This is a genomic window from Azonexus sp., from assembly GCF_049652925.1.
GTDB lineage: Bacteria > Pseudomonadota > Gammaproteobacteria > Burkholderiales > Rhodocyclaceae > Azonexus.
This window is the reverse complement of sequence record NZ_JBASFI010000014.1, coordinates 21686-46530: the sequence shown is the minus strand read 5'-3', so window position 1 is coordinate 46530 and position 24845 is coordinate 21686. Positions and strand designations below refer to the sequence as shown.

The 24845-nt window shown below is 61.7% G+C and carries 27 protein-coding genes and 1 other RNA gene; 13 read left to right on the top strand and 15 right to left on the bottom strand.

Going from position 1 to position 24845, the window contains the following annotated elements:
• Positions 1 to 15: 15 nt before the first annotated feature.
• The 5 genes from arfB to WBK19_RS06590 are packed head-to-tail and all read right to left on the bottom strand — an operon-like array spanning position 16 to position 3336.
• A complete protein-coding gene (gene arfB, locus WBK19_RS06610) occupies positions 16 to 417 on the bottom strand; it encodes an alternative ribosome rescue aminoacyl-tRNA hydrolase ArfB (RefSeq protein WP_511288076.1) in 402 nt (133 codons plus the stop codon).
• Positions 414 to 1226: an anti-sigma factor family protein gene (locus tag WBK19_RS06605; protein ID WP_511288074.1), complete on the bottom strand. Its 813-nt coding sequence runs from the start codon at positions 1224 to 1226 to the stop codon at positions 414 to 416. Before WBK19_RS06605 ends, arfB begins: the two co-directional genes overlap by 4 nt.
• Positions 1223 to 1723, bottom strand: coding sequence for an RNA polymerase sigma factor (locus tag WBK19_RS06600; protein ID WP_511288072.1), 501 nt, complete (start codon positions 1721 to 1723; stop codon positions 1223 to 1225). Before WBK19_RS06600 ends, WBK19_RS06605 begins: the two co-directional genes overlap by 4 nt.
• Positions 1724 to 1730: 7 nt before the next feature.
• Positions 1731 to 2117, bottom strand: a complete 387-nt coding sequence (locus WBK19_RS06595; RefSeq protein WP_511288070.1) for a COG4315 family predicted lipoprotein — start codon at positions 2115 to 2117, stop codon at positions 1731 to 1733.
• Positions 2118 to 2169: 52 nt separating this feature from the next.
• Positions 2170 to 3336 (bottom strand): 50S ribosomal protein L11 methyltransferase, encoded by a 1167-nt coding sequence (locus tag WBK19_RS06590; protein ID WP_511288068.1) that lies wholly within the window; start codon positions 3334 to 3336, stop codon positions 2170 to 2172.
• Between WBK19_RS06590 and WBK19_RS06585 the strand changes: the two genes are divergently transcribed.
• Positions 3326 to 4291: a L,D-transpeptidase Cds6 family protein gene (locus tag WBK19_RS06585; RefSeq protein ID WP_511288066.1), complete on the top strand. Its 966-nt coding sequence runs from the start codon at positions 3326 to 3328 to the stop codon at positions 4289 to 4291. The genes WBK19_RS06590 and WBK19_RS06585 overlap by 11 nt on opposite strands.
• Before the next feature lie 16 nt (positions 4292 to 4307).
• Here WBK19_RS06585 and rnpB read toward each other — a convergent pair.
• Positions 4308 to 4714, bottom strand: an RNA gene (gene rnpB, locus WBK19_RS06580) — RNase P RNA component class A.
• Positions 4715 to 4915: 201 nt separating this feature from the next.
• Between rnpB and WBK19_RS06575 the strand changes: the two genes are divergently transcribed.
• Entirely contained in the window at positions 4916 to 5473 is a 558-nt protein-coding gene (locus tag WBK19_RS06575; protein ID WP_511288064.1) for an ankyrin repeat domain-containing protein, read from the top strand.
• A 46-nt stretch (positions 5474 to 5519) separates the two neighbouring features.
• Here the strand turns inward: WBK19_RS06575 and WBK19_RS06570 are convergent, their stop codons facing one another.
• On the bottom strand, positions 5520 to 5981 hold the full coding sequence (locus WBK19_RS06570; protein WP_511288062.1) for an Lrp/AsnC family transcriptional regulator: 462 nt from the start codon (positions 5979 to 5981) through the stop codon (positions 5520 to 5522).
• 131 nt (positions 5982 to 6112) lie between these two features.
• On the opposite strand from WBK19_RS06570, the gene leuA reads away from it, so the two are divergent.
• From leuA to infA, 3 genes are all read left to right on the top strand, one after another.
• On the top strand, positions 6113 to 7807 hold the full coding sequence (gene leuA / locus WBK19_RS06565) for a 2-isopropylmalate synthase (protein ID WP_511288060.1): 1695 nt from the start codon (positions 6113 to 6115) through the stop codon (positions 7805 to 7807).
• Between the two features lie 291 nt (positions 7808 to 8098).
• Complete coding sequence (locus WBK19_RS06560) at positions 8099 to 8986, top strand: transglutaminase-like domain-containing protein (protein ID WP_511288058.1); 888 nt, start codon at positions 8099 to 8101, stop codon at positions 8984 to 8986.
• A 29-nt stretch (positions 8987 to 9015) separates the two neighbouring features.
• Positions 9016 to 9276 (top strand): translation initiation factor IF-1, encoded by a 261-nt coding sequence (gene infA, locus WBK19_RS06555; protein WP_226403651.1) that lies wholly within the window; start codon positions 9016 to 9018, stop codon positions 9274 to 9276.
• On the opposite strand, the gene WBK19_RS06550 is transcribed toward infA, so the two are convergent.
• Genes WBK19_RS06550 through pyrC form a run of 3 tightly spaced genes read right to left on the bottom strand, consistent with a single transcriptional unit; the run spans position 9273 to position 11529 of the window.
• Positions 9273 to 10052, bottom strand: a complete 780-nt coding sequence (locus WBK19_RS06550; protein WP_511288057.1) for a DUF3025 domain-containing protein — start codon at positions 10050 to 10052, stop codon at positions 9273 to 9275. The two genes, infA and WBK19_RS06550, sit on opposite strands and share 4 nt — an antisense overlap.
• Positions 10049 to 10486 carry a hypothetical protein gene (locus WBK19_RS06545; protein ID WP_511288055.1) on the bottom strand — a complete coding sequence of 146 codons (438 nt, stop codon included), beginning with the start codon at positions 10484 to 10486 and terminating at the stop codon, positions 10049 to 10051. The genes WBK19_RS06550 and WBK19_RS06545 overlap by 4 nt, the downstream gene beginning before the upstream one ends.
• A gap of 11 nt (positions 10487 to 10497) precedes the next feature.
• Complete coding sequence (pyrC, locus tag WBK19_RS06540; RefSeq protein WP_511288053.1) at positions 10498 to 11529, bottom strand: dihydroorotase; 1032 nt, start codon at positions 11527 to 11529, stop codon at positions 10498 to 10500.
• A 142-nt stretch (positions 11530 to 11671) separates the two neighbouring features.
• On the opposite strand from pyrC, the gene WBK19_RS06535 reads away from it, so the two are divergent.
• On the top strand, positions 11672 to 12718 hold the full coding sequence (locus WBK19_RS06535; RefSeq protein WP_511288051.1) for an FHA domain-containing protein: 1047 nt from the start codon (positions 11672 to 11674) through the stop codon (positions 12716 to 12718).
• Positions 12719 to 12742: 24 nt separating this feature from the next.
• Here the strand turns inward: WBK19_RS06535 and rsmI are convergent, their stop codons facing one another.
• Positions 12743 to 13582, bottom strand: a complete 840-nt coding sequence (rsmI, locus tag WBK19_RS06530; RefSeq protein WP_511288049.1) for a 16S rRNA (cytidine(1402)-2'-O)-methyltransferase — start codon at positions 13580 to 13582, stop codon at positions 12743 to 12745.
• Positions 13583 to 13593: 11 nt separating this feature from the next.
• Between rsmI and WBK19_RS06525 the strand changes: the two genes are divergently transcribed.
• The 6 genes from WBK19_RS06525 to WBK19_RS06500 all read left to right on the top strand — a co-directional run bounded on the left by WBK19_RS06525 (position 13594) and on the right by WBK19_RS06500 (position 17777).
• The gene (locus tag WBK19_RS06525; RefSeq protein ID WP_511288047.1) at positions 13594 to 13956 is read left to right on the top strand and encodes a YraN family protein; all 363 of its coding nucleotides are present in this window, start codon (positions 13594 to 13596) and stop codon (positions 13954 to 13956) included.
• Entirely contained in the window at positions 13934 to 14299 is a 366-nt protein-coding gene (locus WBK19_RS06520; protein WP_511288045.1) for an HIRAN domain-containing protein, read from the top strand. Before WBK19_RS06525 ends, WBK19_RS06520 begins: the two co-directional genes overlap by 23 nt.
• A gap of 41 nt (positions 14300 to 14340) precedes the next feature.
• Positions 14341 to 14931: a phosphoheptose isomerase gene (locus WBK19_RS06515; protein ID WP_511288043.1), complete on the top strand. Its 591-nt coding sequence runs from the start codon at positions 14341 to 14343 to the stop codon at positions 14929 to 14931.
• Positions 14931 to 15590, top strand: coding sequence for a BON domain-containing protein (locus WBK19_RS06510; protein WP_511288041.1), 660 nt, complete (start codon positions 14931 to 14933; stop codon positions 15588 to 15590). Before WBK19_RS06515 ends, WBK19_RS06510 begins: the two co-directional genes overlap by 1 nt.
• Positions 15591 to 15697: 107 nt before the next feature.
• Positions 15698 to 16081: a DUF6394 family protein gene (locus tag WBK19_RS06505; RefSeq protein WP_494648257.1), complete on the top strand. Its 384-nt coding sequence runs from the start codon at positions 15698 to 15700 to the stop codon at positions 16079 to 16081.
• 13 nt (positions 16082 to 16094) lie between these two features.
• A complete protein-coding gene (locus WBK19_RS06500; RefSeq protein WP_511288039.1) occupies positions 16095 to 17777 on the top strand; it encodes a potassium channel family protein in 1683 nt (560 codons plus the stop codon).
• 118 nt (positions 17778 to 17895) lie between these two features.
• On the opposite strand, the gene WBK19_RS06495 is transcribed toward WBK19_RS06500, so the two are convergent.
• From WBK19_RS06495 to WBK19_RS06485, 3 genes are read right to left on the bottom strand one after another with little or no spacing between them, the layout of a single operon-like run.
• Entirely contained in the window at positions 17896 to 19716 is a 1821-nt protein-coding gene (locus WBK19_RS06495; RefSeq protein WP_511288037.1) for a TRAP transporter large permease subunit, read from the bottom strand.
• A 21-nt stretch (positions 19717 to 19737) separates the two neighbouring features.
• Positions 19738 to 20739 (bottom strand): TRAP transporter substrate-binding protein, encoded by a 1002-nt coding sequence (locus WBK19_RS06490; RefSeq protein ID WP_511288035.1) that lies wholly within the window; start codon positions 20737 to 20739, stop codon positions 19738 to 19740.
• A gap of 17 nt (positions 20740 to 20756) precedes the next feature.
• Positions 20757 to 21659 carry a TRAP transporter TatT component family protein gene (locus WBK19_RS06485; RefSeq protein ID WP_511288033.1) on the bottom strand — a complete coding sequence of 301 codons (903 nt, stop codon included), beginning with the start codon at positions 21657 to 21659 and terminating at the stop codon, positions 20757 to 20759.
• 126 nt (positions 21660 to 21785) lie between these two features.
• Here WBK19_RS06485 and WBK19_RS06480 point away from each other — a divergent pair, with 126 nt between their 5' ends.
• Complete coding sequence (locus WBK19_RS06480; protein WP_511288031.1) at positions 21786 to 22274, top strand: adenylyltransferase/cytidyltransferase family protein; 489 nt, start codon at positions 21786 to 21788, stop codon at positions 22272 to 22274.
• A 669-nt stretch (positions 22275 to 22943) separates the two neighbouring features.
• Here WBK19_RS06480 and WBK19_RS06475 read toward each other — a convergent pair.
• Positions 22944 to 24830: a potassium transporter Kup gene (locus WBK19_RS06475; protein ID WP_511288029.1), complete on the bottom strand. Its 1887-nt coding sequence runs from the start codon at positions 24828 to 24830 to the stop codon at positions 22944 to 22946.
• Positions 24831 to 24845 lie beyond the last annotated feature (15 nt).

The window sequence follows — 24845 nt, the reverse complement described above, 5'->3', positions numbered from 1 at the left end:
CCCAGCATCTTCCTGCTATTCAATTACGCGGCCGCGCTGTAGTTTTACCTGGCCGCGTTTTATTTTGCTCTCGATGCGCTTACGCTGGGAATTTCGGCTGGGCTTGGTCGGCCTCCGGACGGCCGGCACAAAGGCCGCCGAAGCGATCAGTTCGCGCAGGCGAACCAGTCCGTCTTCCCGATTTCGCTCAAGGCTGCGATGTTTTTGCGCCTTGATGACGACAACGCCATCGCTACTGATCCGCTGATCGCGCATGGCCCGCAATTTTTCCTTGACCTCATCGGGCAGGCTTGAAGCCGAGATATCGAATCGCAGATGCACGGCATTCGACACCTTGTTGACGTTTTGTCCACCAGCCCCTTGAGCGCGGATGGCGGTGAATTCAACTTCGCTTTCGTTCAAAACAAGGGTGTTCATTTTTTTGCTTCGAGTTGGTCGTAAACCGCCGTCGCCACTTTGGCCAGTTCGCCCTTGGCGGTGCTCGCCGACAGAGCGTAGCCGAATTTACCATCGACCCAGTAAAAAACGTTGACCTGCCCTTCGCGGGCGAAGCGGAAGCCAGTTTCGGGCTGGGTTGCATTTTCGGTCGTCACGTAAAGCGTCATGCGCTGGCCAGTGACGTCCTGATACATAAACTGGGCGACCGGGCCGGCGTTGCCGGGGAGCAGCCGGCCGCCGACCAGTTCATAGCCGAGAGCGCCGAGTTTGGGCGGACTGACCGGCGTGCCGAGACGCTTGGTCAGCCATTTGACCAACGCCTCCTCCTGATCTGCCGTGACCTCGACGGGGCGGCGCGCATCGGGGCTGTATACCACGTGGGCGACGGCTGCCTGACGGGACAGCGGGACGACTATCTGCGCCATGCGTTCGACGCTCTGGTACTGACCATGGCCCAGCCAGCCGGCGACACCGCCGAGCGTGGCGACAACGACGCCGGCGGCTATCTGCTGCAGCGGCCATGATTTCAAATTTGGCAATTTTTTCGGGTTGACCGTGGAATTCACAGGTTGCACGGTCAACGCATGCAGGTGGTCGGGCAATGCCTCGACCAGGACCGGATTGAACAGCGCCTTCAGCGCCTCGTTCTGGGCGCGATAGGCACGAACGCGTTCAGCATCCTCAGGATAGAGAACCAGATAAGCTTCGATCTCGGCCCGCCGCGCTGGCGTCAAAGCGCCGTCAACGTAAGCGTGCAGATCGTCTTCGGTGATATTGAGCGGGCTCATCGTACGACCCTTAGATTGGTGCCTGCCTGCCGGCCATCCATGATCTGGCGCAAGCGTTCGCGTCCGCGCGACAGGCGGGACATTACAGTGCCGATCGGAACGCCCAGTGCAGCGGAGATTTCGGCATAACTCATTTCTTCCAGACCGACGAGCAACAGCACCTCACGCTGGTCATCCGGCAATTGGCGGAGGGCTGATTCAAGGTCGATTACTTCCAGTAGGTCGTTCTGGGTAGGGCGCGTCGGCACTTCACAGGCATCGTCGTCGAGCGAATGTGTGGACAAACTGCCACGCCGCAATTGATCAACGCGCAGGTTGTGCATGATGCCGAACAACCAGGCGCGCAGATCGCTCCCAGCCCGCCATTGGGCGAAGCGACTCCAGGCTCGTTCGAGGGTGTCCTGCACGAGATCGTCCGCCGCCGCGCGATCGCCCAGCATCGCCCGCGCGTAACGGCGCAGGCGAGGCAATTCGGCGATGATCGCGCGGCTGTCCACGGTTCGGTCAGGGTTTAGCTACGTGCCAGACGTTGTTGAAACCGTCACCGGTCTTGTCGCCGGCCTTCATGTCCTTGGCCCAGAAGTACAGCGGCTTGCCCTTGAAGGCCCACTGTTTCTTGCCGTCGTCGCGCATCACGATACTGTAGTCGCCGCTCGCCATGTCGCCGTCCATGGCCATCAACGGCGGCCAGTTGGTGGCGCACGGACCGTTGCACATGCTCTTGCCGCTACCGGCGGCGTCCTTGTCGAAAACATAAAGCGTCATGCCATTGCTGCCGGTGAGCGTGCCATCCGACACCATGGCCGGCGCAGCGGCACGCGTACCGACACCGGAACAGGCGGCCAGCGTGGCCGACATGAGCAGCGTGACAAGCAGGTTTTTCGTTTTCATGATGATCTCCGTTGGTTTTGGGGGGCTACACCAAGGTATACGGAAGACGCCTTCAATTTATTCCATCGGCCCGGCCGAGCCGCCACAACGAAGTCACCTCGGCCGCCCGCGCCGCGTGCAGCGGATCGCTTGCATCACTAGCCTTCGGGTGTTTCGGCCGCGTATCGAGATGCTCGATCACCCTCAGCCCGGCCATCGCTATCCACCCGAGCAGCTTCTGCCGCGAGCGCAGACCGAGATGTTCGGCAATATCCGAAATGATCAACCAGCCCTCCCCATCCGGCTCCAAGTGCGCCGCCAGCCGACCGAGAAAGCCGCGCAACATGCGCGAATCCGGGTCGTAGACCGCGTACTCCACCGGCGAAGTCGGCTGGGCCGGCAACCACGGCGGATTGCAGACAACCAGCCTGGCTCGTCCTTCTGGAAACAGATCTGTCTTCACGAGGCGGACTGCTGCGGTCAACCCCAATTTTTCGACATTTTCGGAAGCGCAGGCCAGTGCCCGCTCGTCCAGATCGGTCGCCACCACCTGCTTGACGCCGCGTCGAGCCAGGATCGCCGCGATGATGCCGGAACCGGTTCCGATATCAAAGGCCAGCTCACAGTTGGCCGGCAGCGGCGCCTTGGCAACGAGATCGACATACTCCCCACGTACCGGCGAAAACACGCCGAAATGCGGGTAAATACGCCCCTCGACCGCCGGCACCGGCACACCCTTCTTGCGCCACTCGTGGGCACTGACGACCGCCAGCAACTCGCGCAACGACAGTACGGAATCCTCGCCAGTCGGCAGCCCGTAAGCCTCGACGCAGGCCTGCCGAACATCCTGCGCCCGCCGTAGCGGAATACTGTAATCAGCACCAAGCGGCACTAGCAACAAGCCGAGCGTCTGCGCCCGTCGGCCCTGGTTCCGACGATGCTGCTCGAATGCCTCGGCTGGCGTGACGGCCTTTTTCTGGCTACCCGAACGCGGCTGACGCTCAGCGCGGCGACTCAAGCCTTGCAACAGGTGGCGGGCATTCTGCCAGTCGCCCCGCCACAGCATCGCCGTTCCCTCGCTGGCCAGTTTCCAGGTCGCATCGACACTCAGTCGGTCGTCGACCACGACAAGCTTGTCATGCGGCGGCAAGCCAGCCTCGGAGCGCCAGCGGGCGGATTTTGTCTCGCCCCCCTCAGCCCAGCGGATCACAGGAAATGGTGCACGCGTCATGGCCCGCATTGTAGGACAGAAGCCAGCGCCCGCCGCCTGCCACTTTGATGCAAAGAGCCTAATTGCTGAAATTGTGAATTATTCGATAGTCGACTACAGCCTCGACGTAAACAATGTCAGCACATCAAACCCATTCGTTGCAGCAATCCAAACTTATAGGACCAGCCCCGTGGCCACTTTGAGCACACTCCCCGCCGGCGGCATCATTGAATCGGCTGGCGCCTTTTTCGGAAACAGCACGCCGAATACAGCCAGACACCAAGGCAGCCCCGAGAGCAACAAACAAAAACACGCCATGGCGCGCCGCCTTGAGCAACTGCACAACGCGCTCGGCGAATCGGAAGTCGCCCCCGCCAAAGCAGCGAACATCAAGAACAGCCCGGTAGTGGTCGAATCCATCAAATCGTTCGGCACAGGCACGCTCATCATCACCGCCATGATCTCGGCCCTATGTGGCGCGGCGATGATGTGGCTGGGTGCACCTCAAGGTGCTCCTCGGTCCGTCCCGGCGCCCCAACCCCTGGCAGTGGCAGCCCCGCAAGCAGCAATCGCAATGCTGAGTGAACCCGTACCCAGCGCGCCCGCCACGACAGAAATCAGCGACAAGACGCGAGTCGGCGAACTCCTCGATACCTGGCGAAACGCCTGGGTACAACGAGATATCGCGAGCTATCTGAACGCCTACGGCCAGCATTTCGCCCCCAACGACGGCAGCTCGCGCGACGCCTGGGTTGCCGCGAGAACGAAGAAGCTTTCAGCCGGCGCCCCGATCGATATCCAGATACGCGAAATCGGCATCGAGCGCCTAAACGCCGATCAATTCAAAGCAACTTTCCTGCAGGACTATGCCTCAGGCAGCTATCGGGAAACGGCGCGAACCAAAGTTTTGTTGATCGCCCGCGAAAATGGCGAATGGAAAATCACCAAAGAGTGGCTGGAAGAAAACAAGCTCGCAATGAAGTAAGCAGAACAGTTCGAAATTGGAAAGTCGGCCGATAAGCCGGGTTCTGTTCCCCCCTTGCGGGGTTCGGCAATCATTCCTCTAGGCCTGCCGTCACCGACAGGCTCAAGCAACCTACCCGGAAGCAGCGCGGGCCACGCCTCAGCTTCCCTATTTGGTCTTGCTCCGGATGGGGTTTGCCGTGCCGCTGAACGTTACCGCCAGCGCGGTGAGCTCTTACCTCGCCGTTTCACCCTTACCTGTGCGCCTTTCGACGCCATCGGCGGTCTATTCTCTGTTGCACTTTCCGTTGCCTTGGGTCACTCGACTTTCGTCTTGTGACTTATAACACCCAGCCGTTAACTGGCATCCCGCCCAATGGAGCCCGGACTTTCCTCCCGGCGCCGAAGTTATCCCCGGACGCCCAGCGATTGCCTGGCCAACTTTCCGCTGCGGATTATACGCGCCTGCAAGCCGGCCCCAGGCCGCATTGTGGAGGCAGGCAAAAAGTAGCCAGATTCGATCATCCAACAGCCGATTCGTGAAATATCTGACAACCCCTACTACCCCTCATGGCTAAGCTAAGGGCATGAGCGGCCAAAACAATGCAAAATACATAGTCGCCGGTTTTTTCTGGAGAACAATTTTATGTCAATGCACAGCGCACTCAGGCGAGCCATCGAAAAGGGAAACCTTGATGCAGTCAGAACGGCCCTGGATCACGGCGCCCTTATCGAGGAAGCCGACATGCACGGCGACCCCGGCCTGCCGATGCGGATCGCCTGTTTCAAGGGCCATGCCGAGATCGTGCGCGAACTGATCAAGCGCGGCGCTGACATCCATGCCCCCAACGCCCAAGGTGCCGGCGGCCCCATCCGCATGGCCAGCCGCGGCCAGCACACTCATATCGTCGAGCTACTAATAGCCCATGGCGCCGAAGTGCCTGAAGATGTCGAGCTGCCGAACGCCAACGGAGGGGAACGCCGCAAGCGTGGCGAACGAAGAAGGCGGGACATCGGCCCACCCAGCGATATCAGGGAAAGACGTCAATCGCGCGAACGCCGAGTCGTCTCCGTCCGCGAAGTCGAGCTGTCTGACCGGCAATGGGAACGCTACTTCGCCCAAACACAACCGAGTCCGCGGCCAACGCATATTCTCGACCTGGCCGATACCGTGTCGATGGTCTTCGAACGCGTCCGCGACTAAGGCAGCACAATTCGGGTCCTGACGGGCCCGTTGTCTTGCGATAAAGCTAAGCTGGCAAGGTCGTTCGGTCGACCACCTTGCGCAGGACAAAACTCGTGTGCACACCGGTCACGCCCTGAATTCGCGTGATCTTGTTGAGCAGCAGATCCTGGTAGGCATCCATGTCCCGGACCACCACTTTCAACTGGTAGTCCGACTGCTGGCCGGTGATCAGCAAACACTCCAGCACCTCGGGAATATCACCGATGGCCGCCTCAAGATTGGCGAAACGCTCTGGTGTGTGCTGGTCCATCGAGATGCCGATCAACGCCATCAGCGACAGGCCGAGCTTCTTGGCGTCAAGCATGGCGCGATAGCCGGTAATCAGTCCTGACTCCTCCAGCACACGAACCCGTCGCAGGCAGGGCGAGGGCGACAAGCCGATCTGGTCGGCCAGATCCTGGTTGCTGATGCGCCCATCGGTTTGCAGGATGGCAAGAATTTGCCGATCGTAACGATCAATCTCCACAATATTTCCTTAATCAATACATATACGCAATTTTCTGCCAACAATATATCCAATAATGCACCAACTCGCAATCGTCTGCCGGCGCCTTTGGCTTAATATTTCGCTATCGAAAAACTTATCCGGAGCACGCCATGATCACCCAGCCCGCCACCAAATACACCGCCTTCCCGCCGGTCCGCCTCGCTGACCGCCAGTGGCCGAACCGGGTCATCGAGAAACCGCCGGTGTGGATGAGCACCGATCTTCGCGACGGCAACCAGGCGCTTTTCGAGCCGATGAACGCCGATAAGAAGATGCGCATGTTCAAGACGCTTTGCGCCATTGGCTTCAAGGAAATCGAGATTGCCTTCCCCTCCGCCTCGGAAACCGAATTCGCCTTCGTGCGCGAATTGATTGATGGTGGCCACATTCCCGACGACGTCACCATCGAAGTCCTCACCCAGGCCCGCGAACACCTTATCCGCCGCACCTTCGAGTCGATCAAGGGCGCCAAACAGGCCATCGTTCACGTCTATAACGCCACCTGCAAAACCTTCCGCGAGAATGTGTTCGGCATGAGCAAGGCAGAAGTCATGGCCATGGCCGTCGATGCCGTCCGCCTCATCCGCCAGCTCGCCGACGAAATGCCGGAAACGAAGGTCACGCTTCAGTACAGCCCGGAACTCTTCACCGCCACCGAACTCGATTTTGCCCTTGAAGTTTGTGATGCAGTTACCGCCATCTGGGGCGCCACGCCGGAACGCAAGGTCATCCTCAACCTCCCGACCACGGTCGAGATCGCCACGCCCAACATCTACGCCGACCAGATCGAGTGGATGCACAAGAATCTCGCCCGCCGCGACAGCGTATTGATCAGCCTCCACCCGCACAACGACCGCGGCACGGCCGTCGCTGCCGCCGAACTCGGCCTCATGGCCGGCGCCGACCGCGTCGAGGGCTGCCTTTTCGGCAATGGCGAACGGACCGGCAACGTCGACCTCGTCACCCTCGCCCTCAACATGTACACGCAGGGCGTTCATCCCGGCCTCGATTTCTCGGACATCAACGCCGTCGCCCGCACCGTCGAACACTGTACCCAGCTCCCGATCCATCCACGCCACCCGTACGTTGGGGATCTCGTTTTCACGGCCTTCTCCGGCTCCCACCAGGACGCCATCAAGAAGGGGTTTTCTGCTCAAGAGGCAGACGAGCAATGGGCGGTGCCCTATCTCCCGATCGATCCGGCCGATGTCGGTCGCTCCTACGATTCGGTCATTCGCGTCAACAGCCAGTCGGGCAAGGGCGGCATCGCCTACCTCATGGAAACCGAGCACGGCGTCGTCATGCCGCGCCGTTTGCAGGTCGAGTTCTCGGGCGTCGTCCAGCAGCACACCGACGCCCATGGCGGCGAAGTGAGTGCTGACGGCATCTGGTCCATGTTCGCCCGGACCTACCTCGACGCCAGCAGCCCGATCCGCTACCGCGAACATCATCTCTTTGAGCATGGCAACGCCCAAGGCATCCGCCTCAACATCGACATCGACGGCACGCCGCACATCCTCACCGGCGAAGGCAACGGCCCGATTAATGCTACGGTGCACGCCTTGCAGAGCGCCGGCATCAACATCCAGGTGCGCAGCTACGAAGAACGTTCGATGGTGCCGATGGGCGAAGATGGCAACGCCCGAGCCTGTGCCTTCATGGAGGTGGCCGGCAAAAACAGCGGCGAGTGCTACGGTGTCGGCGTCGACAGCAATATCGTCACCGCCTCGATCAAGGCCTTGTTGAGCGGCGTCAATCGCCTCGGTGCCGTGCAGATGCGCGGAGAGCAACCGCAGGCGGCCTGACACAACCCAAAATCCCTTGCCAAAACATCGGCAAGGGATTGAATATTCGGCCCTTTTCATTTTCGTCCCTTGCCACACAGGGGATCGGCGCGTAAGATGCGGGCTTCGTCGGAGTAAAAATATCCGACTCCACCGTTCTGCCCGCGTAAATGCCGTTCCTCTGCCGCCCCGTCAATCGACGATTTCCGGCACGCCGAAGTCACCATTTCCCGTCGCAAAGCGCTGTTTCATTGCTCGTCTGAGCGCTTCCGGATACCCGGAAACCGGACGATCATCACTTTCGGGGAATAAATGGTCCGCATTCAGTTCACTATCGATCTTCACTATGAACTGGGTTTTCAGGGCGCCGATTTCGTTTTCAACATCCACGCGGCCAAGACGGCCAGCCAGACGATCATCAACGAACAGTTGGTCATCAGTCAGCAGGTGCCGCACACAATCCAGACCGATCCAGCGACCTGCACCCGCTACCTGCGCCTGACCGGTGCGCCGGGCCCCCTGCACATCAGCTACAAGGCCGTTCTCGACATCAAGCAGCAGGTAGATCAGCCCGACCTGATCCAGGAAACGCCGATCGCCAAGCTCCCGCTGTCGGCCCTGACTTACATCTACCCGAGCCGCTACTGCCAGTCCGACCGACTGGCTGCGCTGGCGATGAGCGAATTCGGCCATCTGCCCAAGGGCTATCGCCGGGTCGAGGCGATTCGCAACTGGGTCAACAAGCATGTGACCTTCAAGGGCAACACCACCAATTCAGCCACTGCCGCGCTCGATACGCTGATTGACCGGGTTGGCGTCTGCCGCGACTTTGCCCACCTGATGATTGCCATCTGTCGCGCCCTGAATATTCCGGCCCGCTTTACCACCGGCATCGACTACGGTGCCGACCCCTTGCTCGGCCCGACCGATTTCCATGCCTACGTCGAGGTCTTCCTCGGTGACCGCTGGTATCTGTTCGACCCGTCCGGCACAGCGATCCCGATGGGCTTTGTCCGTCTGGCCACCGGCCGCGATGCCGCCGATGTATCCTTTGCGACCATCTTCGGCGGCGTTCTCTCGCCACCGCCGGTGATCACCATCAGCGCCATTACCGAAGCCGGCCAGCCGTGGGAATTACCGCGCCACCGGCATGAGGCGCTATCCACCGACGCGGCACCCGCCGCCGTCACCACCCCCTGAACATTTTTACGATTACTGGAGAAGAACACTTGGCAAAAGAAGAACTACTGGAAATGCAAGGCGTCGTCGAAGACGTGCTACCGGATGGTCGTTTCCGCGTAACGCTGGAAAACGGTCACGTGATGATCGCCTACACGGCCGGCAAGATGAAGAAAAACCACATTCGCATTCTGCTCGGTGACAAGGTGACGCTGGAACTGTCGCCCTACGACCTGACCAAGGGTCGCATCACGTTCCGCCACATCGAGAACCGTGGCTCCCCGATGCCACAGCAACGCCGCCGCTACTAAGCAGCCAGCTTTGCCGTAGCCCGACGACCTGGCCTGAACTGCCAGCTATCGTCGTAGTACGCCGGATCTTCGCTGTCCGGCGTAACGCCAGGAATACCCAGCAAGGGTAGCGGTTGAAAATCGCGTGGCCGGGTGTAACGACCGCTGATCAAATCGGCGGCCAGAAGCTTGTCGACCGCAGCAAGCTGCGCTGAATCGCCCATTTCAAGCCAGGCCTCGCTCACCTCGTAAAGCACTGCCTTGGCTGTCAGGCCGCGAAATGGCCTGAGCATCTGCTCATAGGTGGCGTGGCCGAAAATCACGAAACGCATGTTGCGAATCACCTCGGTACGTCCCTCGACGAACAATTGCTTCCACTGGAAATCGCGCAGCAGATCAAGCAGTTCCGGCTGACTGGACAGCACAACGATGCCGCACTCGTCAAAATGGGTCAGCGCATCGCGGGTTGTGCCGCGCGCCTCGCCCGGCGCCTGCATGGCGCGCATGTGGGCGGCGCTGACAGCAATCTTTGTTTGCGGAAAACTGAGCCAGACCAAGGCATTGAAGAAGTCATGCCAGTTGTCGGGGCGGGTTTCCACCTCACCGCTGCCCCAGATCCGACACTCGTACACCAGGCCGTCCGGGCGCGGCGGCACGAAACGAACACGTTGTCCGTTTTCGGTATGGATAGGAAATTGCTCGGCCAATCTGGCCACTGCCGAAGTATCAGGCTCTTGTGGCAGGCGATCCAGCCAATGCCGCAGCGGATTGAATAACGGAGACGCGTAGAGGCTCACTCTTCAGCCGGCGATTCGTCTTTTTCTTCCTTGACGAAAACCAGTTCGCCCTTCTTGACACGGAAGGTACCAATGAACTGGCCCATCCCCTCAGGCGGCTCGCCGTCCATCTTGGCGAAGTTCTCGCAGGTCTGCGTCTCGGTGGCAAACATTTTCTTGCCAGCCTTAATGATGAAAGCCCCGGACGGCACCTGATAAACCTCGACCCTGGTCTTTTCCGTGCCCGAACCGAGGCTGTGCCGACGCATGCAGGCCGGCATCCGGGAAACAACCAGGAAAAGTTCAACCTTGCTGTCCCAGAAATACGGCTGCTCGCGAATCAGCGACAGCACGTGCTCGCGGGTGTTGTCGATTTCATACGTCGCACCGTCGTTGACGCAGGCAGTGAGCAGCGGAGCAGCCAGCAGCGGCAGCAGGAGGTGGCGCAAACGCATGGCGATTTTCCTCAGAGCATTTTCCAGGACAGCGTTTCGCCGGCGCGCAGCGGAACGATGGTGTCGGTGCTGATATACGGGTAGTCGGGCGGTACGGTCCACGCCTGTTTGACCAGCGTGATCTTGCCGCTGTTGCGCGGCAGCCCGTACCAGTCGGGGCCGTTGAAGCTGGCGAAGGCTTCGAGCTTGTCGAGGGCACCGGCCTGCTCGAAGACTTCGGCATAGAGTTCCATGGCGGCATAAGCGGTGTAGCAACCGGCGCAGCCGCAGGCGGCTTCTTTGGCGCCCTTGGCATGCGGCGCCGAATCGGTGCCAAGGAAAAATTTGGGGTTACCGGAAACGGCCGCGGCGACCAGGGCCTCGCGGTGCGTTTCGCGCTTGAGCACAGGCAGGCAATACCAGTGCGGCCGGACCCCGCCCTGGAAGATGGCATTGCGGTTGTAGAGCAGATGGTGGGCGGTGATGGTCGCTGCCACGGTCACCCCGGAATTTTGCACAAATTCTGCAGCATCCTTCGTCGTGATGTGCTCCATGACCACCTTGAGTTTCGGGAAGCGCTGGGTCAGTGGCAGCAGCACCGTGTCGATGAAGACCTTTTCGCGGTCGAAGAGATCAATTTTCGGATCGGTCACTTCGCCATGCACAAGCAGCGGCAGGCCGACGCGCTCCATTTCGGCCAGCGTGTCGTCGGCTTTCCGAATATCGGTCAGGCCGGCATCGGAATTGGTTGTCGCCCCGGCGGGGTAGAGTTTGACGGCCTTGACGAAGCCGGAAGCGGCAGCCTTGGCGACTTCGCTGGCCGGAGTATTGTCGGTCAGGTAAAGCGTCATCAGCGGCTCGAAGGAGGCGCCGGCCGGCTGCGCCGCGACGATGCGCTGGCGATAGGCGGCAGCCTGCTCGACCGTGGTGACCGGCGGCTTGAGGTTGGGCATGACGATGGCGCGGCCAAACTGGGCGGCGGTGTGGGCGAGGACGGAAGCCAAGGCTTCGCCGTCGCGCAGGTGAAGATGCCAGTCGTCGGGGCGGGTGATGGTGATCTGCATGGCGTTTCTCGGTACGGTTTGCGGTAATTTTAACAGGCTGCCCAGCCTAGTCGGGGCGATTCGGCGAGGCAGAACAAAACCGTTCTTTGCAAGTTCGCCACAATGCTTTACAAAATGACAGACGCAAACTGCTAATCTGTTTATGTCGACTTATCCGCGCGTCAGCAGCGGGATGCCGCCCTACCGCGGCCAGCCTGGCATTCCGAATGATCGACGCAAATGCAAACCAGTTTCACTGACCATCATGCACGACAATATCGTTCACCATCTCTCGACAGAGGCCCCCACCACCGGTGGACTTGCCAGCACCTATCTGGTCCATGCCGCGGTGCTCGAAGTTTCCTCACGCGCCGCCCGACCCGACGCAACGCTCTTGGGAAAACTGATTCGCCGCCGGCTGAGTCGCCTGGAGCGGGTTCTCGCCACTCACGGCGGCTCACTCGTCCGGCAAATGCCGCAAGGTCTGCTCGCTGCCTTCGACTCGGCCGAAACAGCCGTGCTCGTAGCGTGTGAAATGCAACGTCGTTGCGCGGTGATCCCACAGATTCTGGAAACCCAGATCGGGCTGAAGATAGGCATCCATGCGGCGACGCTTCAGAACGAAATGGATAGTGCCTTTGATGTTGCCGAAATCGAGGCATCCCGGCTGGCCAACCTGCTTGGAGAAGGCACTATTGTCGTTTCCGGGTCCGTGGTTAAGGCCCTGCCCGAAATGTTGCGCGAAAACAGCGCCGTCCTTGGCCGTGAAAACATCGGCGCCGCTGCCCATCTGGTCGACTGGGGCGCCATTCCCATGCGTCCCGGACCGGCGCCACCCACGCAACCCGAGATAACGGCACCCACGCCAAAGGCCGCCCCACCGGCGGTCTCCCGCCTTGTCTTGCGCAATGGCGGCCGCAGCTACCGCTTTGCCGCCGACAAATCAGTCATCACGATCGGCCGCGCGCCGGACAACGACATAGTGATCAACGCCCCCAACGCCTCCCGCCAGCATTGCCGGATCATTTACCGACTGGACAATCATGTGCTCGTCGATCTGAGCATGAACGGCACTTACGTCAAATCGGGTGATGCGCCGGAAACAATCATCCGGAAAAGCATGGTTACGCTGAGCGGCAGCGGACGCATCGGCTTCGGCCACTCCTGCCGTGGAGATGACGAGCAGACTTTCGAGTTTCAAATCGGCTGACGTCAGCCCGTAATCCGGACGCGCTTATCCAGCCTTGAGCGCCAGCGCCAGATCGTAGAGCGCATTCTTGGCGGCGCCGGTGATCGCCGAGGCCAGCTTGGCCGCCTGTTTGACCGGCAGCCCTTCGGCCAGCAGCAGCTTCAGAACCCGCTCGCCTTCGCCGCTTTCGGCATTGGCCGGGGCGCCGGACAACATCAAAACGAATTCGCCGCGCTGGCGGTTGGGGTCTCCCTTGAGCCAGGCAAGGCCTTCGGCCACCGGCAGGGAATGGATCGATTCGAACAACTTGGTCAGTTCGCGGGCGATGACCAGCGTGCGGTTACCGAATACTGTCGCCATGTCCTCGACCGTTTCGAGTACGCGGTGCGGGGCTTCGTAGAAGACCAGCGCGCATTGATGCTCGCGCAATTCCTCAAGCGCTTGCCGGCGCTGACCACCCTTGCTTGGCAAAAAGCCGTAAAACAGGAAATGTTCGTCGAGCAGTCCGGAACCAGACAAAGCTGTCGTCGCGGCGCACGGGCCGGGCAGCGGAATCACCTTGCAGCCGGCAGCGCGGACGGCGGCAACGATACGGGCGCCGGGATCGGAAATGCCTGGCGTACCGGCATCGGAAATGAGCGCCACGGCTTCGCCGGCCTGCAGCTTTTCGACGATGCGGGCGGCGGCTTCGTGTTCGTTGTGCTGGTGGGCCGGTATGGTCCGCGCCTGGGCGCCGAGTTGCTTGAGCAGCGGGCCGCTGTGGCGAGTGTCCTCGGCAGCGACCCAGGGCACGGTGCGCAGGATTTCTTCGGCGCGACGGGTCAAATCGGCGAGATTCCCGAGCGGTGTCGGGACGACATACAATGCGGCGGATTCTTCCGTCATTTGAAAACCAGATGCAGGCAAAGACCAACGATACCACCACGACGCGCGGCCGCGAAGCCGAAGAGCGGGCGGCGCGTTATCTCGAATCCCACGGTCAACCGGTAATTTCGCGCAATTTCAAAGTCCGCGGCGGCGAAATCGACCTCATTTGCCGCGACGGCAAGGTGCTGGTTTTTGTCGAAGTCCGCCAGCGCAGTCGCAGCGATTTCGGCGACGCCGGGGCCAGCATCACGGCGAGCAAGCGGCGGCGTATTGTCCTCGCCGCCCAGCACTACCTCATCGGCAAGCGGGATTGCGACTGCCGATTCGACTGCGTGCTGATCGACGGTGACCAGCTCGAATGGATCAAAAATGCGTTTTCTGCTGACGATTAGCCTGGTCTTGTGGCTGACGGTTGCTCACGCCGACAGCGTGCGTATGCTGGTCCAGAATTCGCCGCTGGCCGGCAGCCAGTTTTACGCGATGGAAATCTTCTGGTCTGAGATCAAGGTCGGCGATGCTCTGACACTGATCCGCGAACCCGACAACAAGCACGACCGCAACGCCATCCGCGTCGAGTGGCACGGCAACAAGCTGGGCTACGTGCCGCGCGCCCAGAACCGGGCCGTCGCTGCCGCCATGGATGCCGGCGACCGATTGACGGCCCGCGTGTCGTCTTTGAGCGACAACAAAAATCCATGGCAACGGCTGGCGTTCGAAGTCTTCGTCGAGCTGTGAGGTAGAATGCTTTTACTTCTAGCCCCAACTCATTGAACGATATGGATTTGATCGCCCGCGTTGCCAAGCATTTCGAAGACAGCGCCCAAACCAAGCTGAATGCCGTCGAAATGATGGCTGCCCCGATTGCCGCAGCGATCGAAACGATGACCAACTGCCTGATCAACGGGGGCAAGATCCTGGCCTGCGGCAACGGCGGCTCGGCTGGCGATGCCCAGCACTTCGCCGCCGAACTGATCGGCCGTTTCGAGGCTGAACGCCAGGAACTGGCGGCTATCGCGCTGACTACCGACACCTCGATCATCACGGCCGTCGCCAACGATTACTCGTTCAGCCAGATTTTCTCGCGCCAGGTGCGCGGTCTCGGCCATGCCGGCGATGTGCTGCTGGCCATTTCAACCTCGGGCAACTCGGCCAACGTCATCGAAGCCATCAAATCGGCCCACGAGCACGACATGCACATCGTCGCGCTGACCGGCAAGGGCGGCGGGCTGATCGGTGAAATGCTGCGTGACGATGATATTCAACTCTGCGTGCCGGCCGAGCGGACGGCACGAATTCAGGAAACCCACCTGCTCGTCATCCATTGCCTGTGCGATGGGATCGATGCACTTTTATTGGGAGTCGAATGATGCAAAAAGCCAAACTCACCCTCGCCGCTGCGGCGCTGATCACCCTTTTGCCGATGCTTCAGGGCTGCGTCCCGGTCATCGTCGGCGGCGCTGCGGCTGGCGTCATGTCGGCCCATGACCGTCGCTCGACCGGCACCCAGGCCGATGACGAGACGACCGAGTGGAAAGCCAGCAACCATGTTCCCGACCAGTACAAGACCTTCTCGCACATCAATTTCACGTCGTATAACCGGCGCGTCCTGATCACCGGCGAAGTGCCGAACGAGGAAGCCAAGGCCGCCATCGAAGCTGAAACGCGCAAGCTAGACGGCGTCCGCGAGGTGTACAACGAGTTGGGCATCGGCCCGGCCTCATCTCTGGGCAGCCGCAGCACCGATTCGTACATCGACTCCAAGGTCAAGGCCCGGCTGGTCGACTCCAACCAGATTTCGGCAAACCACATCAAGGTCGTCACCGAACGCGCCATCGTGCACCTGATGGGCATCGTCAACGCCCGCGAAGCCAAGGTTGCCGTCGATGTGGCGCGCACCACTTCCGGCGTCAAGAAAGTGGTCAATGTGCTGGAAATCGTTGGTGACGACGACACCCGCCGCCTCGACAACCAGACGCTTGGTGCACGCAATCCGCCGCCGGCCAGTGCGCCAGTCGAAAATCGCTGATTTTTACGTTACGTAGCAAGCCGGGGCGACCGCTCCCGGGAGTGAGGGCTCCCGGGGAGTAGCTCCCCTGCCAGCAAGAGCCGGGGCGCCGTAAGGGGGAAAGAACAATGAATCTGGAAAAGGTCATCTTCGGTTTCTTCATCGTCCTCGCCGCGACGCTGAATTTCGGCTTCTTCATAGGCGACATCGGGCGGCCGGAACTACATAACATCTATGAACTGGCCGCCGCGCTGTTCGTCAGCCTGATCGCCACCGCCCTCAAATTCGGCGACCGCACGCAGATCGGTGCCATCCACCTGTCCACCAGCCTGGTTGCTGACCTGCAACTGATCGCCGCCGCCATCACCTGGGGGGTGGCCGAACACATCACGGGCGTCGGAATGACCGTGCATGTCACGTCCAGCGTCGTCTCGCTGTCCGGCGGCGCGCTGTTCGCCAATATCGTTTCGGTCATCATCCTCATCGTCGAAACCGTCATGCTACGGCGTTAGCCGGGAGCCGCGCGTGAACAGCGCCTTCTTCCTCGTCCTGCGTCGCATGCGGGCGCCGATCATTGGCCTGATCGTCATCTACGCCATCTCGATCATCGGCCTGACGCTGGTACCCGGCGTCGACGCCGAAGGACGGATGGCACCGCCACTCAGTTTCTTTCACGCCTTCTATTTCATCAGCTACACGGCAACGACCATCGGCTTCGGCGAGATCCCGGGCGCCTTTTCCGACGCCCAGCGCCTGTGGGTCACCGTCTGCATCTACCTGACCGTCGTCGGCTGGTCGTATTCGGTAGTAACGCTGATCGCCCTGCTCCAGGACAAGGGCTTCCAGAACACCCTTACAACAAACCGCTTCGTCCGCCGCGTCCGCCAACTGAAAGCGCCGTTCTACATCGTCTGCGGCTGTGGCGAAACCGGCAACCTGATTGCCCGCACTTTCGACCGCCTCGACCAGGCCTTCGTCGTGCTCGAAAAGGACGAACTGCGTGTCGAGGAAATCGACCTCCAGGATTTCAAGACCGACACCCCAGCCCTCGCCGCCGATGCCAGCCTGCCCGACAACCTGCTGCTGGCCGGCCTCAAGCACCCGAAATGCCGTGGCGTGCTCGCTGTCACCAATGACGAGCAAACCAACCTGGCCATTGCCATTGCCGTCCGCCTGCTCAACCCGGACATCCCGGTCATCGCCCGCGCCCGCACGGCGTCGACCACGGCCAACATGGCTTCCTTTGGCACCGACCACATCATCAATCCTTTCGAGCGTTTCGCCGACCATCTGGCGCTGGCCGTTGCCTCCCCCGAACGCTTTCGCCTGATCGAACTGCTGACCAGCCTGCCCGAAAGCCCCATCCCCGAACCGCACCGCCCGCCGCGCGGCCACTGGATTCTGTGCGGCTACGGCAATTTCGGCCATGCCGTTGCCGACCGCCTGCGCAATACCGGCATCACGCTGACCATCATCGACCCAGCCGCCAAGGATGCCGACCAGCAACTGGTCGGCGACGGCACCGAAGCCATCACCCTGCGCCAGGCCGGCATCGAAACTGCCTCGGGCATCGTCGCCGGCAGCGACAACGACGTGAACAACCTGTCGATCGCCGTCACCGCCAGCGAAATAAAGCCCGAGCTCTTCGTCGTGACACGCCAGAACCACGCTGCCAACAGCGCGCTGTTCACCGCCTACGGTGCGGATTTCACCGTGCTGCCCAGCCGCATCGTCGCCCAGGAATGCATCGCCATCCTCACCGCGCCGCTGCTCGCCCGCTTTCTGGAACGCCTGCACAGCCTCGATGAAACCCATTGTCAGCAGTTGGTCGAACGCCTGCATGCCGAATGCGGCGGCCTGACCCCGGCCGTCTGGGACATCCGCCTGAACGCATCCGAAGCGCCAGCCATCTGGCAGGCTTTGTTGCGTGAACGGACGATCCGCCTCGGCGAAATCCTCCCCGATGGAGCCGACCGCAGTCAGCGACTGCCCGCCGTACCGCTGCTGGTCGAGCGGGGCGCAGACTGCCACCTGCTGCCGGACGATGAGTTCCTACTGCAGGCCGGCGATCAATTGCTCATGGCCAGCCCGCTGCACGCCCAGCGCGATCTCGAACTGACGCTCAAAAATGCCAACGAACTGGACTTTGTGCTGACCGGCAAGGAAAATTCGGGCAGTCTGCTCGGTCGCCTGCTCGCGGCCAGATAGTCAGTCTCTAAAGGCCACTCACTCCCCTTTATGTCCCGCAGGGACGGTATCCCCTGGGACAAGGGGAGGGCCGGGGTGGGGATGGGGTTACTCCGGCGACAAAAAAGCATTCCCACGGTCAACCGTAAAAACCGGCCATTTTTGGCAACCACGTCGCCAGCCAGGGCAAGGCCGAAATGATCAGCGCCCCGATGAACATGGCGAACACCGCCGGCAAGACGGCGGCGGCGACGTAGCGGATCGGCTTGCCGAACATCGCCGAGGCGAAATAGATGTTCATGCCAGCCGGCGGACAGAGAAAGCCCATCTCGATATTGGCCAGGAAAATCACGCCAAAGTGCACCGGATCGACGCCATAGGCAATGGCCACGGGCAGGAGCAACGGCACCAGCACAATGATCGCCGCGTAGATTTCCATCAAGGCGCCGGCCAGCAGCAGGAACAGGTTGAGGGCGATGAGGAAGGCGAATTTGTTGGGCAGGACCGACTGCACCCACTCGATGGCCGCATCGGGAATACCGGCGTCGACGAGGTAGTTGGTCAGACCGAGCGCCATGCCGAGGATGAGCATGATGCCGCCGATGACTTCGGCGCAATCGACCAGCGTCTGGCGGAAGTGCGGCCAGTCGAGTTCTCGATGCGCGATGGACTGCGTGAGCAGCGCGTACATGGCCGTCAACGCCGCGCTCTCGGTCGGCGTCGCGATGCCGCTGATCAGCGAGCCGATGGCGATGACCGGCGCCAACAGCTCCCATTTGGCGCCCCACAGCGCGCTGCCGAGACTTTTCGATTTTGGCTCTTTTTCCCGGTTGACCGTAGCAACGCCGCCCCGCCGCAAATAGCCGCCGACCAGCAGCAAGCAGGCGACCATGAGCACCGCCGGCAGCACGCCGGCGAGGAACATCGTGTTGATCGGCACGCGGGCGATGATGGCGTACATGATCAGCGGCACCGACGGCGCCAACAGCACGCCAAGCGCGCTGGCGCTGGTCACCAGGCTGATGCCGCGCTGCTCGGGAAAGCCAGCCTTGGTGAGCAGCGGCAACAGCAGGCCGCCGAGAGCCAGGATGGTGACGCCGCTGCCGCCGGTGAAGGCGGTGAAGAAGGAACAAAGCACCGCCGCGGCAATCGCCGTGCCGGCCACACCGCTGCCGAAAGCGGCCGTGAACACCTCGCCGAGCCGCGCCGCGGCGCCGGTCCGGGCAAACAGCAGGCCGGCCAGGGTGAATAACGGCAGCGCCGGCAGCGAGGGATTGACCGTGATCTGGTAGTGGCTGAGCGGCACCGAGGCGAGCGGCTGGCCCTCGCTCCAGAACAGCGCCAGGGCCAGCCCGCCGAGCACGGCAAAGATCGGTGCACCGCAGAAGAGGATCAGCGTCAGCCACAGGGCGAAGGGCAAAACCGGCAAAGTGCTGCCGTCGAAATGCTGGGCAAAAACGTAGCCGGCGGCTGGCAGGGCCAGCGCCAGCACGAGGCGGCCGGCGAGCTTGGTTGTGATGCGCGAGGCGAGCTTGAGACCAAGCAGGGCGAAGCCGACCGGCATGGCGATTTCGAACATCCAGCCGGCGACGCCGTAGGCAATGTCGCTCGGCATTTCCATTTCGCTGGCGACAAAAGTCCAGCTCGCCTGCGCCAGCATGCCGCAGAGCACGGCGGCGCTGGCCTTGCCGAAAACCACAGCGCTATTGCGGACGAGCGGATTGCGCGAGGCGGTAAAACCGGCGCCGAGTGCGCTCAGGTGCAGGCCGCGCTCGGCGAGCAGCGCCCCGAACATGGCGAGCAGCAGGCCGCAGTGCTGGACGAGCACCGGCGCATTATCGATGCCCGAACCGAACAACGGGCGCAGGACAATTTCAAGCAGCGGCACGAGCAGCATGACGAGCAGCGCGCCACCGGCGATCAGCGCGTCGAATTCACCGAGACGGCGCAGGGGATACATCCTTTTCAGCTCCGAACCGCCCTACTTCTTGCCGGCGCGGAAGGCCTTGAGCAGCGCGACGACTTCGTCAAACTGCTCGACTGGCACGAGCTTGCCGCGGATGCGCGGGTAGAGCCCATCGGCCAGCGCATTCCATTCCTTCATCTGCTCGGCGTTGGGCTTGTTGACCGTCAGACCGCGCTTTTTCATCGCCTCGACCGCCTCGTCGACCTCCTGCCGGGCCTTGGCGCGCAACTGGACACCGGCCTTGGCGCCCGCCTCCCGAACGATAGCCTGACCTTCCGGCGTCAGTTCGTCCCAGGCCTTTTTGGTGATGATCAGGGCGCCGACAATCGGCGACCAGTTCATGTCCAGCATGTTGTTGGCCGTCGTGTAGATCTGCGTCGCCAGCGCGAAATAGGGCGTCGACGGCACGGCGTTGATCATGCCGGTCTGGATGGCCGGCAGGATGTCAGCCGTTTCGAGTGGCACCGGCGTGTAGCCGAGGTTCTTCATGATTTCCTGCTGGTCGGCCTCGGCGCCCCAGGCAAAGAACTTCATGCCCTTGAAATCGTTCGGCGCGAAGGCTGGCGTCTTGCTGAAAAAGCGCACCCAGCCAGCGTCGCCCCAGGCAAGCACGACAAAACCCTTTTCGAGAAACTTCTTTTCCATGGCCGGGCGCATCTTCTCGCGCACGTAATCGACCTCTTCCCAGCTCTTGAACATCATCGGCATATTCTGCAGCGCGGCAATCGACGGCTCGATCTCGCGCAGCCCGACCACCGACAACAGGCCGCCCTGCAACTGACCGATACGCATGCGGCGCACCATGTCAGTCTCTCCGCCCTGGCTGCCATCTGGATAGACCAGATACTTGCCTTGGCCGCCCTGCGCCGTGCGCCAGGCTTCGCCGAGCTCCATGAGCTGGCGGTGGTAGAGCGAATTCTTCGAGGCCAACGTGCCGATGCGCAACTGCTTGTCGGCGGCAAAGGAATTGAGGGCAAGCACGGCGCCGAGCAGGAGCGCGGCCAGTTTGATTTTCATTGTCATCTCCGGGAATTTCAGAACAGGTCAGGCGCCTGCTCCAGCAGCCATGCCGCACGGCGGCGCATGACTTCGTTTTGCAGGGCTTGTGGGCTGTCCGGCGCATCCTTGATGGCCAGCGTCTGTTTGAGCAGCGACTCGAACAAGGCGCGGTCGCCGGCCGGCTGGGCATAGCCCTCGGCCTTGCCGACCAGCGCGCCGGCACTATTGCCCCCGCCCTGGGCTATCGCCTGGTCGTACCAGACCAGTGCCTGGGCCTGAATACCGCCCGGGCGTGAGGCTTCAAAGGTAGCCAGCAACCCGGTCAGCGCCCCCTGACCCCAAGCCGGATCAGCCTGCCAGGCCAGTTGCGTCAGACGCACAGCCTGCGGCAGATCGGCCACCACATCCGGATCATCCTTGGACAGCGAAATCCAGCCGCCCCACGAGGCTGCGGCCCAGTAAGCGAGGCCGACCTGGGCCGGCGCCAGCTTCGGCCAGTCAGTCGCCTGCGGGGGGTTCAGGGCGCCGGCGAAACCAGGACTTTCCTTTTCCAGTGCTGCCATCGCATGCTGATGCGCCCGGCGATAAAGCTGCGCGGCGCGGCGACGCAGGCGCTCAGCAGCCTTGGCATCCTTCGCCTCGACACGATCAGCCTCGAAAGCCACGAAGGCGTAGGCGTACTGCGTGAAGCCGCCGGCCACCGACTCCGCCAGCCCGCGATGGCCGGGGTCGCTGCGCAGCACGGACTCGGATAATTTCAGGTAAAAGGCGCTCGCCTCGCGGGCCAGATCGAGATCGTTTTCGCTGGCCTGACCTTGCGCCGCCAGTTCGTCGGCGATGCTGCCGACCACCAGTTGGCGCGGCGAGCAGGCCGTCAGCAAAACGCTGGCAAGCAGCGCAACGAGAGCCAGAAAGGTGCTGCGCCGGAGCAAGGGCAATTGAGTTCCGCCGGGTTCAATGAAGTGCCAGCACACTAGCCAGCCGATGTTACGTGGGGATGACAGGCCGCGCCGACAGCCAAACGCCACTAAAATAGCGGCCTGTCCTCAATCCGTGATGTCGCCATGACCTACGCCGCCCCCCGCTTCGAAGCGAAAATCTGCCCGCCGGACCAGCTCGCCATCCGTGCCGCCCAACTGCCCCGGCCACTGGTCTTCACCAACGGCTGTTTCGACATCCTGCATCGCGGCCATGTCACCTACCTGGCGCAGGCCGCAGCCCTCGGCACCAGCATGGTGGTGGCGCTCAATACCGATGTTTCAGTCAAACGTCTGGGCAAGGGCGACGACCGACCGGTCAACGCGCTCGAAGACCGCCTGGCCGTCATGGCCGCGCTCGAATGCGTGGCGCTGGTGACATGGTTCGACGAAGAAACGCCGCTACAGCGCATCCTGGAATGCCGGCCGGACATTCTCGTGAAGGGCGGGGACTGGCCGGTGGACAAGATTGTTGGCTGCACCGAGGTACGCAGTTGGGGGGGAGCGGTGCACTCCATACCCTTCATCCATCAGAAATCCACCACGGCGTTGCTGGAGAAGATTCGGCGGCTTTGATTTGCCGCCGGGGTTCCTGCACCCGGTGGGTTTCGCGCTTGGGGGGCCGGTGCCCCGGCGCACGCGCAGGTTTTCGCGCTTGAGGCGCGAGCGTACTTTCTTCTTGCTTCGCCAAGAAGAAAGTAGCCAAAGAAGAAGGCGACCCTGGGTCGGTGCCGGCTGCGCCGGTACCCTGCGCTACTCGGAAAGCCGGGCGGCTGCGGAACTCGGGGCTACGCCCTCAAACAGTCCTCGCCGAAGGCCCCCGGCCTTCCTGCGTTGCTCGGCACCTCTCAAGGGGCCCGGTGAAACGAGCCGTGCTTGAGCTTGGGTGCCTGAATAACAGATTTCATTTTTGGCCCTTTTTTCCGGTTGACCGTGGAAACCCATTTTTTTCGGATAAACGGTCGAGCCCGGACGCCTTTGGGGTCCCCGTGGAAGGCGCTGAGCAACGCAGGTAGGCCGGGGGCCTTCGGCGAGGACTGTCTGAGGGCGTAGCCCGAGTTCCGCAGCCGCCCGGCCTGCCGAGTAGCGGAAGGAACCCGCAGGGCGCCGCCCCCGGGGTCGCCTTTTCTTTGGCTACTTTCTTTTGGCGAAGCAAAAGAAAGTACGCCCGCCAACAAGGCGGAACCCCAAACGCAAATTCCGGACAACCACCAGAAAACGGGAAGCGCCCCACGCGCCCAAAAACTACAACACCACCTGCGTCCCAAGCTCAACAACCCGATTACTCGGAATCTTGAAGAAGGCCGTCGCCGACCCCGCATTCCGGAACATGGCGACGAAAATCTTCTCCCGCCAGAACGCCATTTCCGAGCCAAGCCGCGGTATCAGCGTCTCGCGGCCGATGAAGTAGGAGGTCTCCAGCGGGCTGAAGTCCAGGCCGAAAACGGCGCAACGCTCAAGCGCACCGGGCACATTGGGGTCGTCCATGAAACCGTAGTGGATGACGACACTCCAGAAATTTTCCTTGAGCTGGTGCACTTCGACGCGATCGATGTCCGGCACGTAAGGCACATCGAAGAACTGCACCGAGAGCAGGACAACGCGTTCGTGCAACACCTTGTTGTGCATGAGATTGTGGAGCAGCGCGTGCGGCACGCCCTTGGGGTCGGCGTTGAGGAAGACCGACGTACCGGCGACACGAGTCGGCATCGAGGAGGCCAGCGAGTCGAGGAACAGTGACAGTTCGAGACGTTCGCCCTTGACGCGCTCGGCCAGCAACTGGCGACCACGTTTCCAGGTCATCATGACGATGAAGATAGCCATTCCGGCGAGCAGCGGGAACCAGCCGCCATCGGGAATCTTCAGGATGTTGGCGGCGAGGAAGACGAGCTCGACCGATAGGAAACAGGCGAAGAGCAGCCCGGCCTTGACCCAGCCCCATTTCCAGACCTTGGCGACGACCACGGTGGCGAGGATGGAGGTAATCACCATGTCGCCGGTCACGGCAATGCCATAAGCCGCGGCCAGGTTGTTCGACGATTTGAAACCGAGGACGAGGATCATCACGGCGACCATCAGGCCCCAATTGACCGCCGGCAGGTAGATCTGGCCTTGCTCTTTGTCCGACGTATGCTGCACTTCCATGCGCGGCACGAAGCCGAGTTGCATGGCCTGGCGCGTCACCGAGAAGGCGCCGGAAATGACGGCCTGCGAGGCGATCACCGTCGCCAGGGTGGCCAGTGCGACAAGCGGAATCAGCGCCCAGTCGGGTGCCGACAGGAAGAAGGGGTTCTTGGCCGCTTCCGGCTCGGCCAGGATCAGGGCGCCCTGACCGAAATAGTTGAGAACCAGCGCCGGCAGCACGAAGGCGAACCAGGCGCGGGAGATCGGCTTGCGGCCGAAGTGGCCCATGTCGGCGTAGAGCGCCTCGGCCCCGGTTACGGCGAGCACGACGTTGCCCATGGCGATCAGCGACATGGCCTTGTTTTCCAACAGAAACTCAATGCCATAAAGCGGATTGATCGCCATCAGGATGGCCGGATGCGCAACGATATTGTGCGACCCGAGCAGCGCCAGGACGGTAAACCAGAGCACCATGACCGGCCCGAAGAAGGCACCGACCCTGGCCGTGCCGCTGCGTTGCACGAAAAAGAGCCCGAAAATAATGAGGATGGTGATCGGAATGACGAAGGACTTGAAGGCCGGCGTGATGACCTCCAGCCCCTCGACGGCGGAGAGCACCGAAATTGCCGGCGTGACCATGCCGTCGCCGTAGAACATCGCCGCCCCGAGGACGCCGAAAATCATGATCAGCCGGGTCTGCTTCGGCTTGTTCTGCGCCGTGTGCAGGGCCAGCGCGATGAGTGCCATGATGCCGCCCTCGCCGCGGTTGTCGGCACGCATGATGAAACTCACGTACTTGATCGAGACAACGATAACGAGCGCCCAGAAGAAGAGCGACAGGCTGCCGTAAATATTGCCGACGGTGACCGGGATCGGATGGTTGCCGGCGAATACTTCCTTCACCGCATAGAGCGGGCTGGTCCCGATGTCGCCATAGACCACGCCAAGGGCAGCCAGGGCCAGGGCGGCAAAACGCTTGCCGGAAGAATCCGCCTCGTGATGACTCATCAATCCAGACCTCCG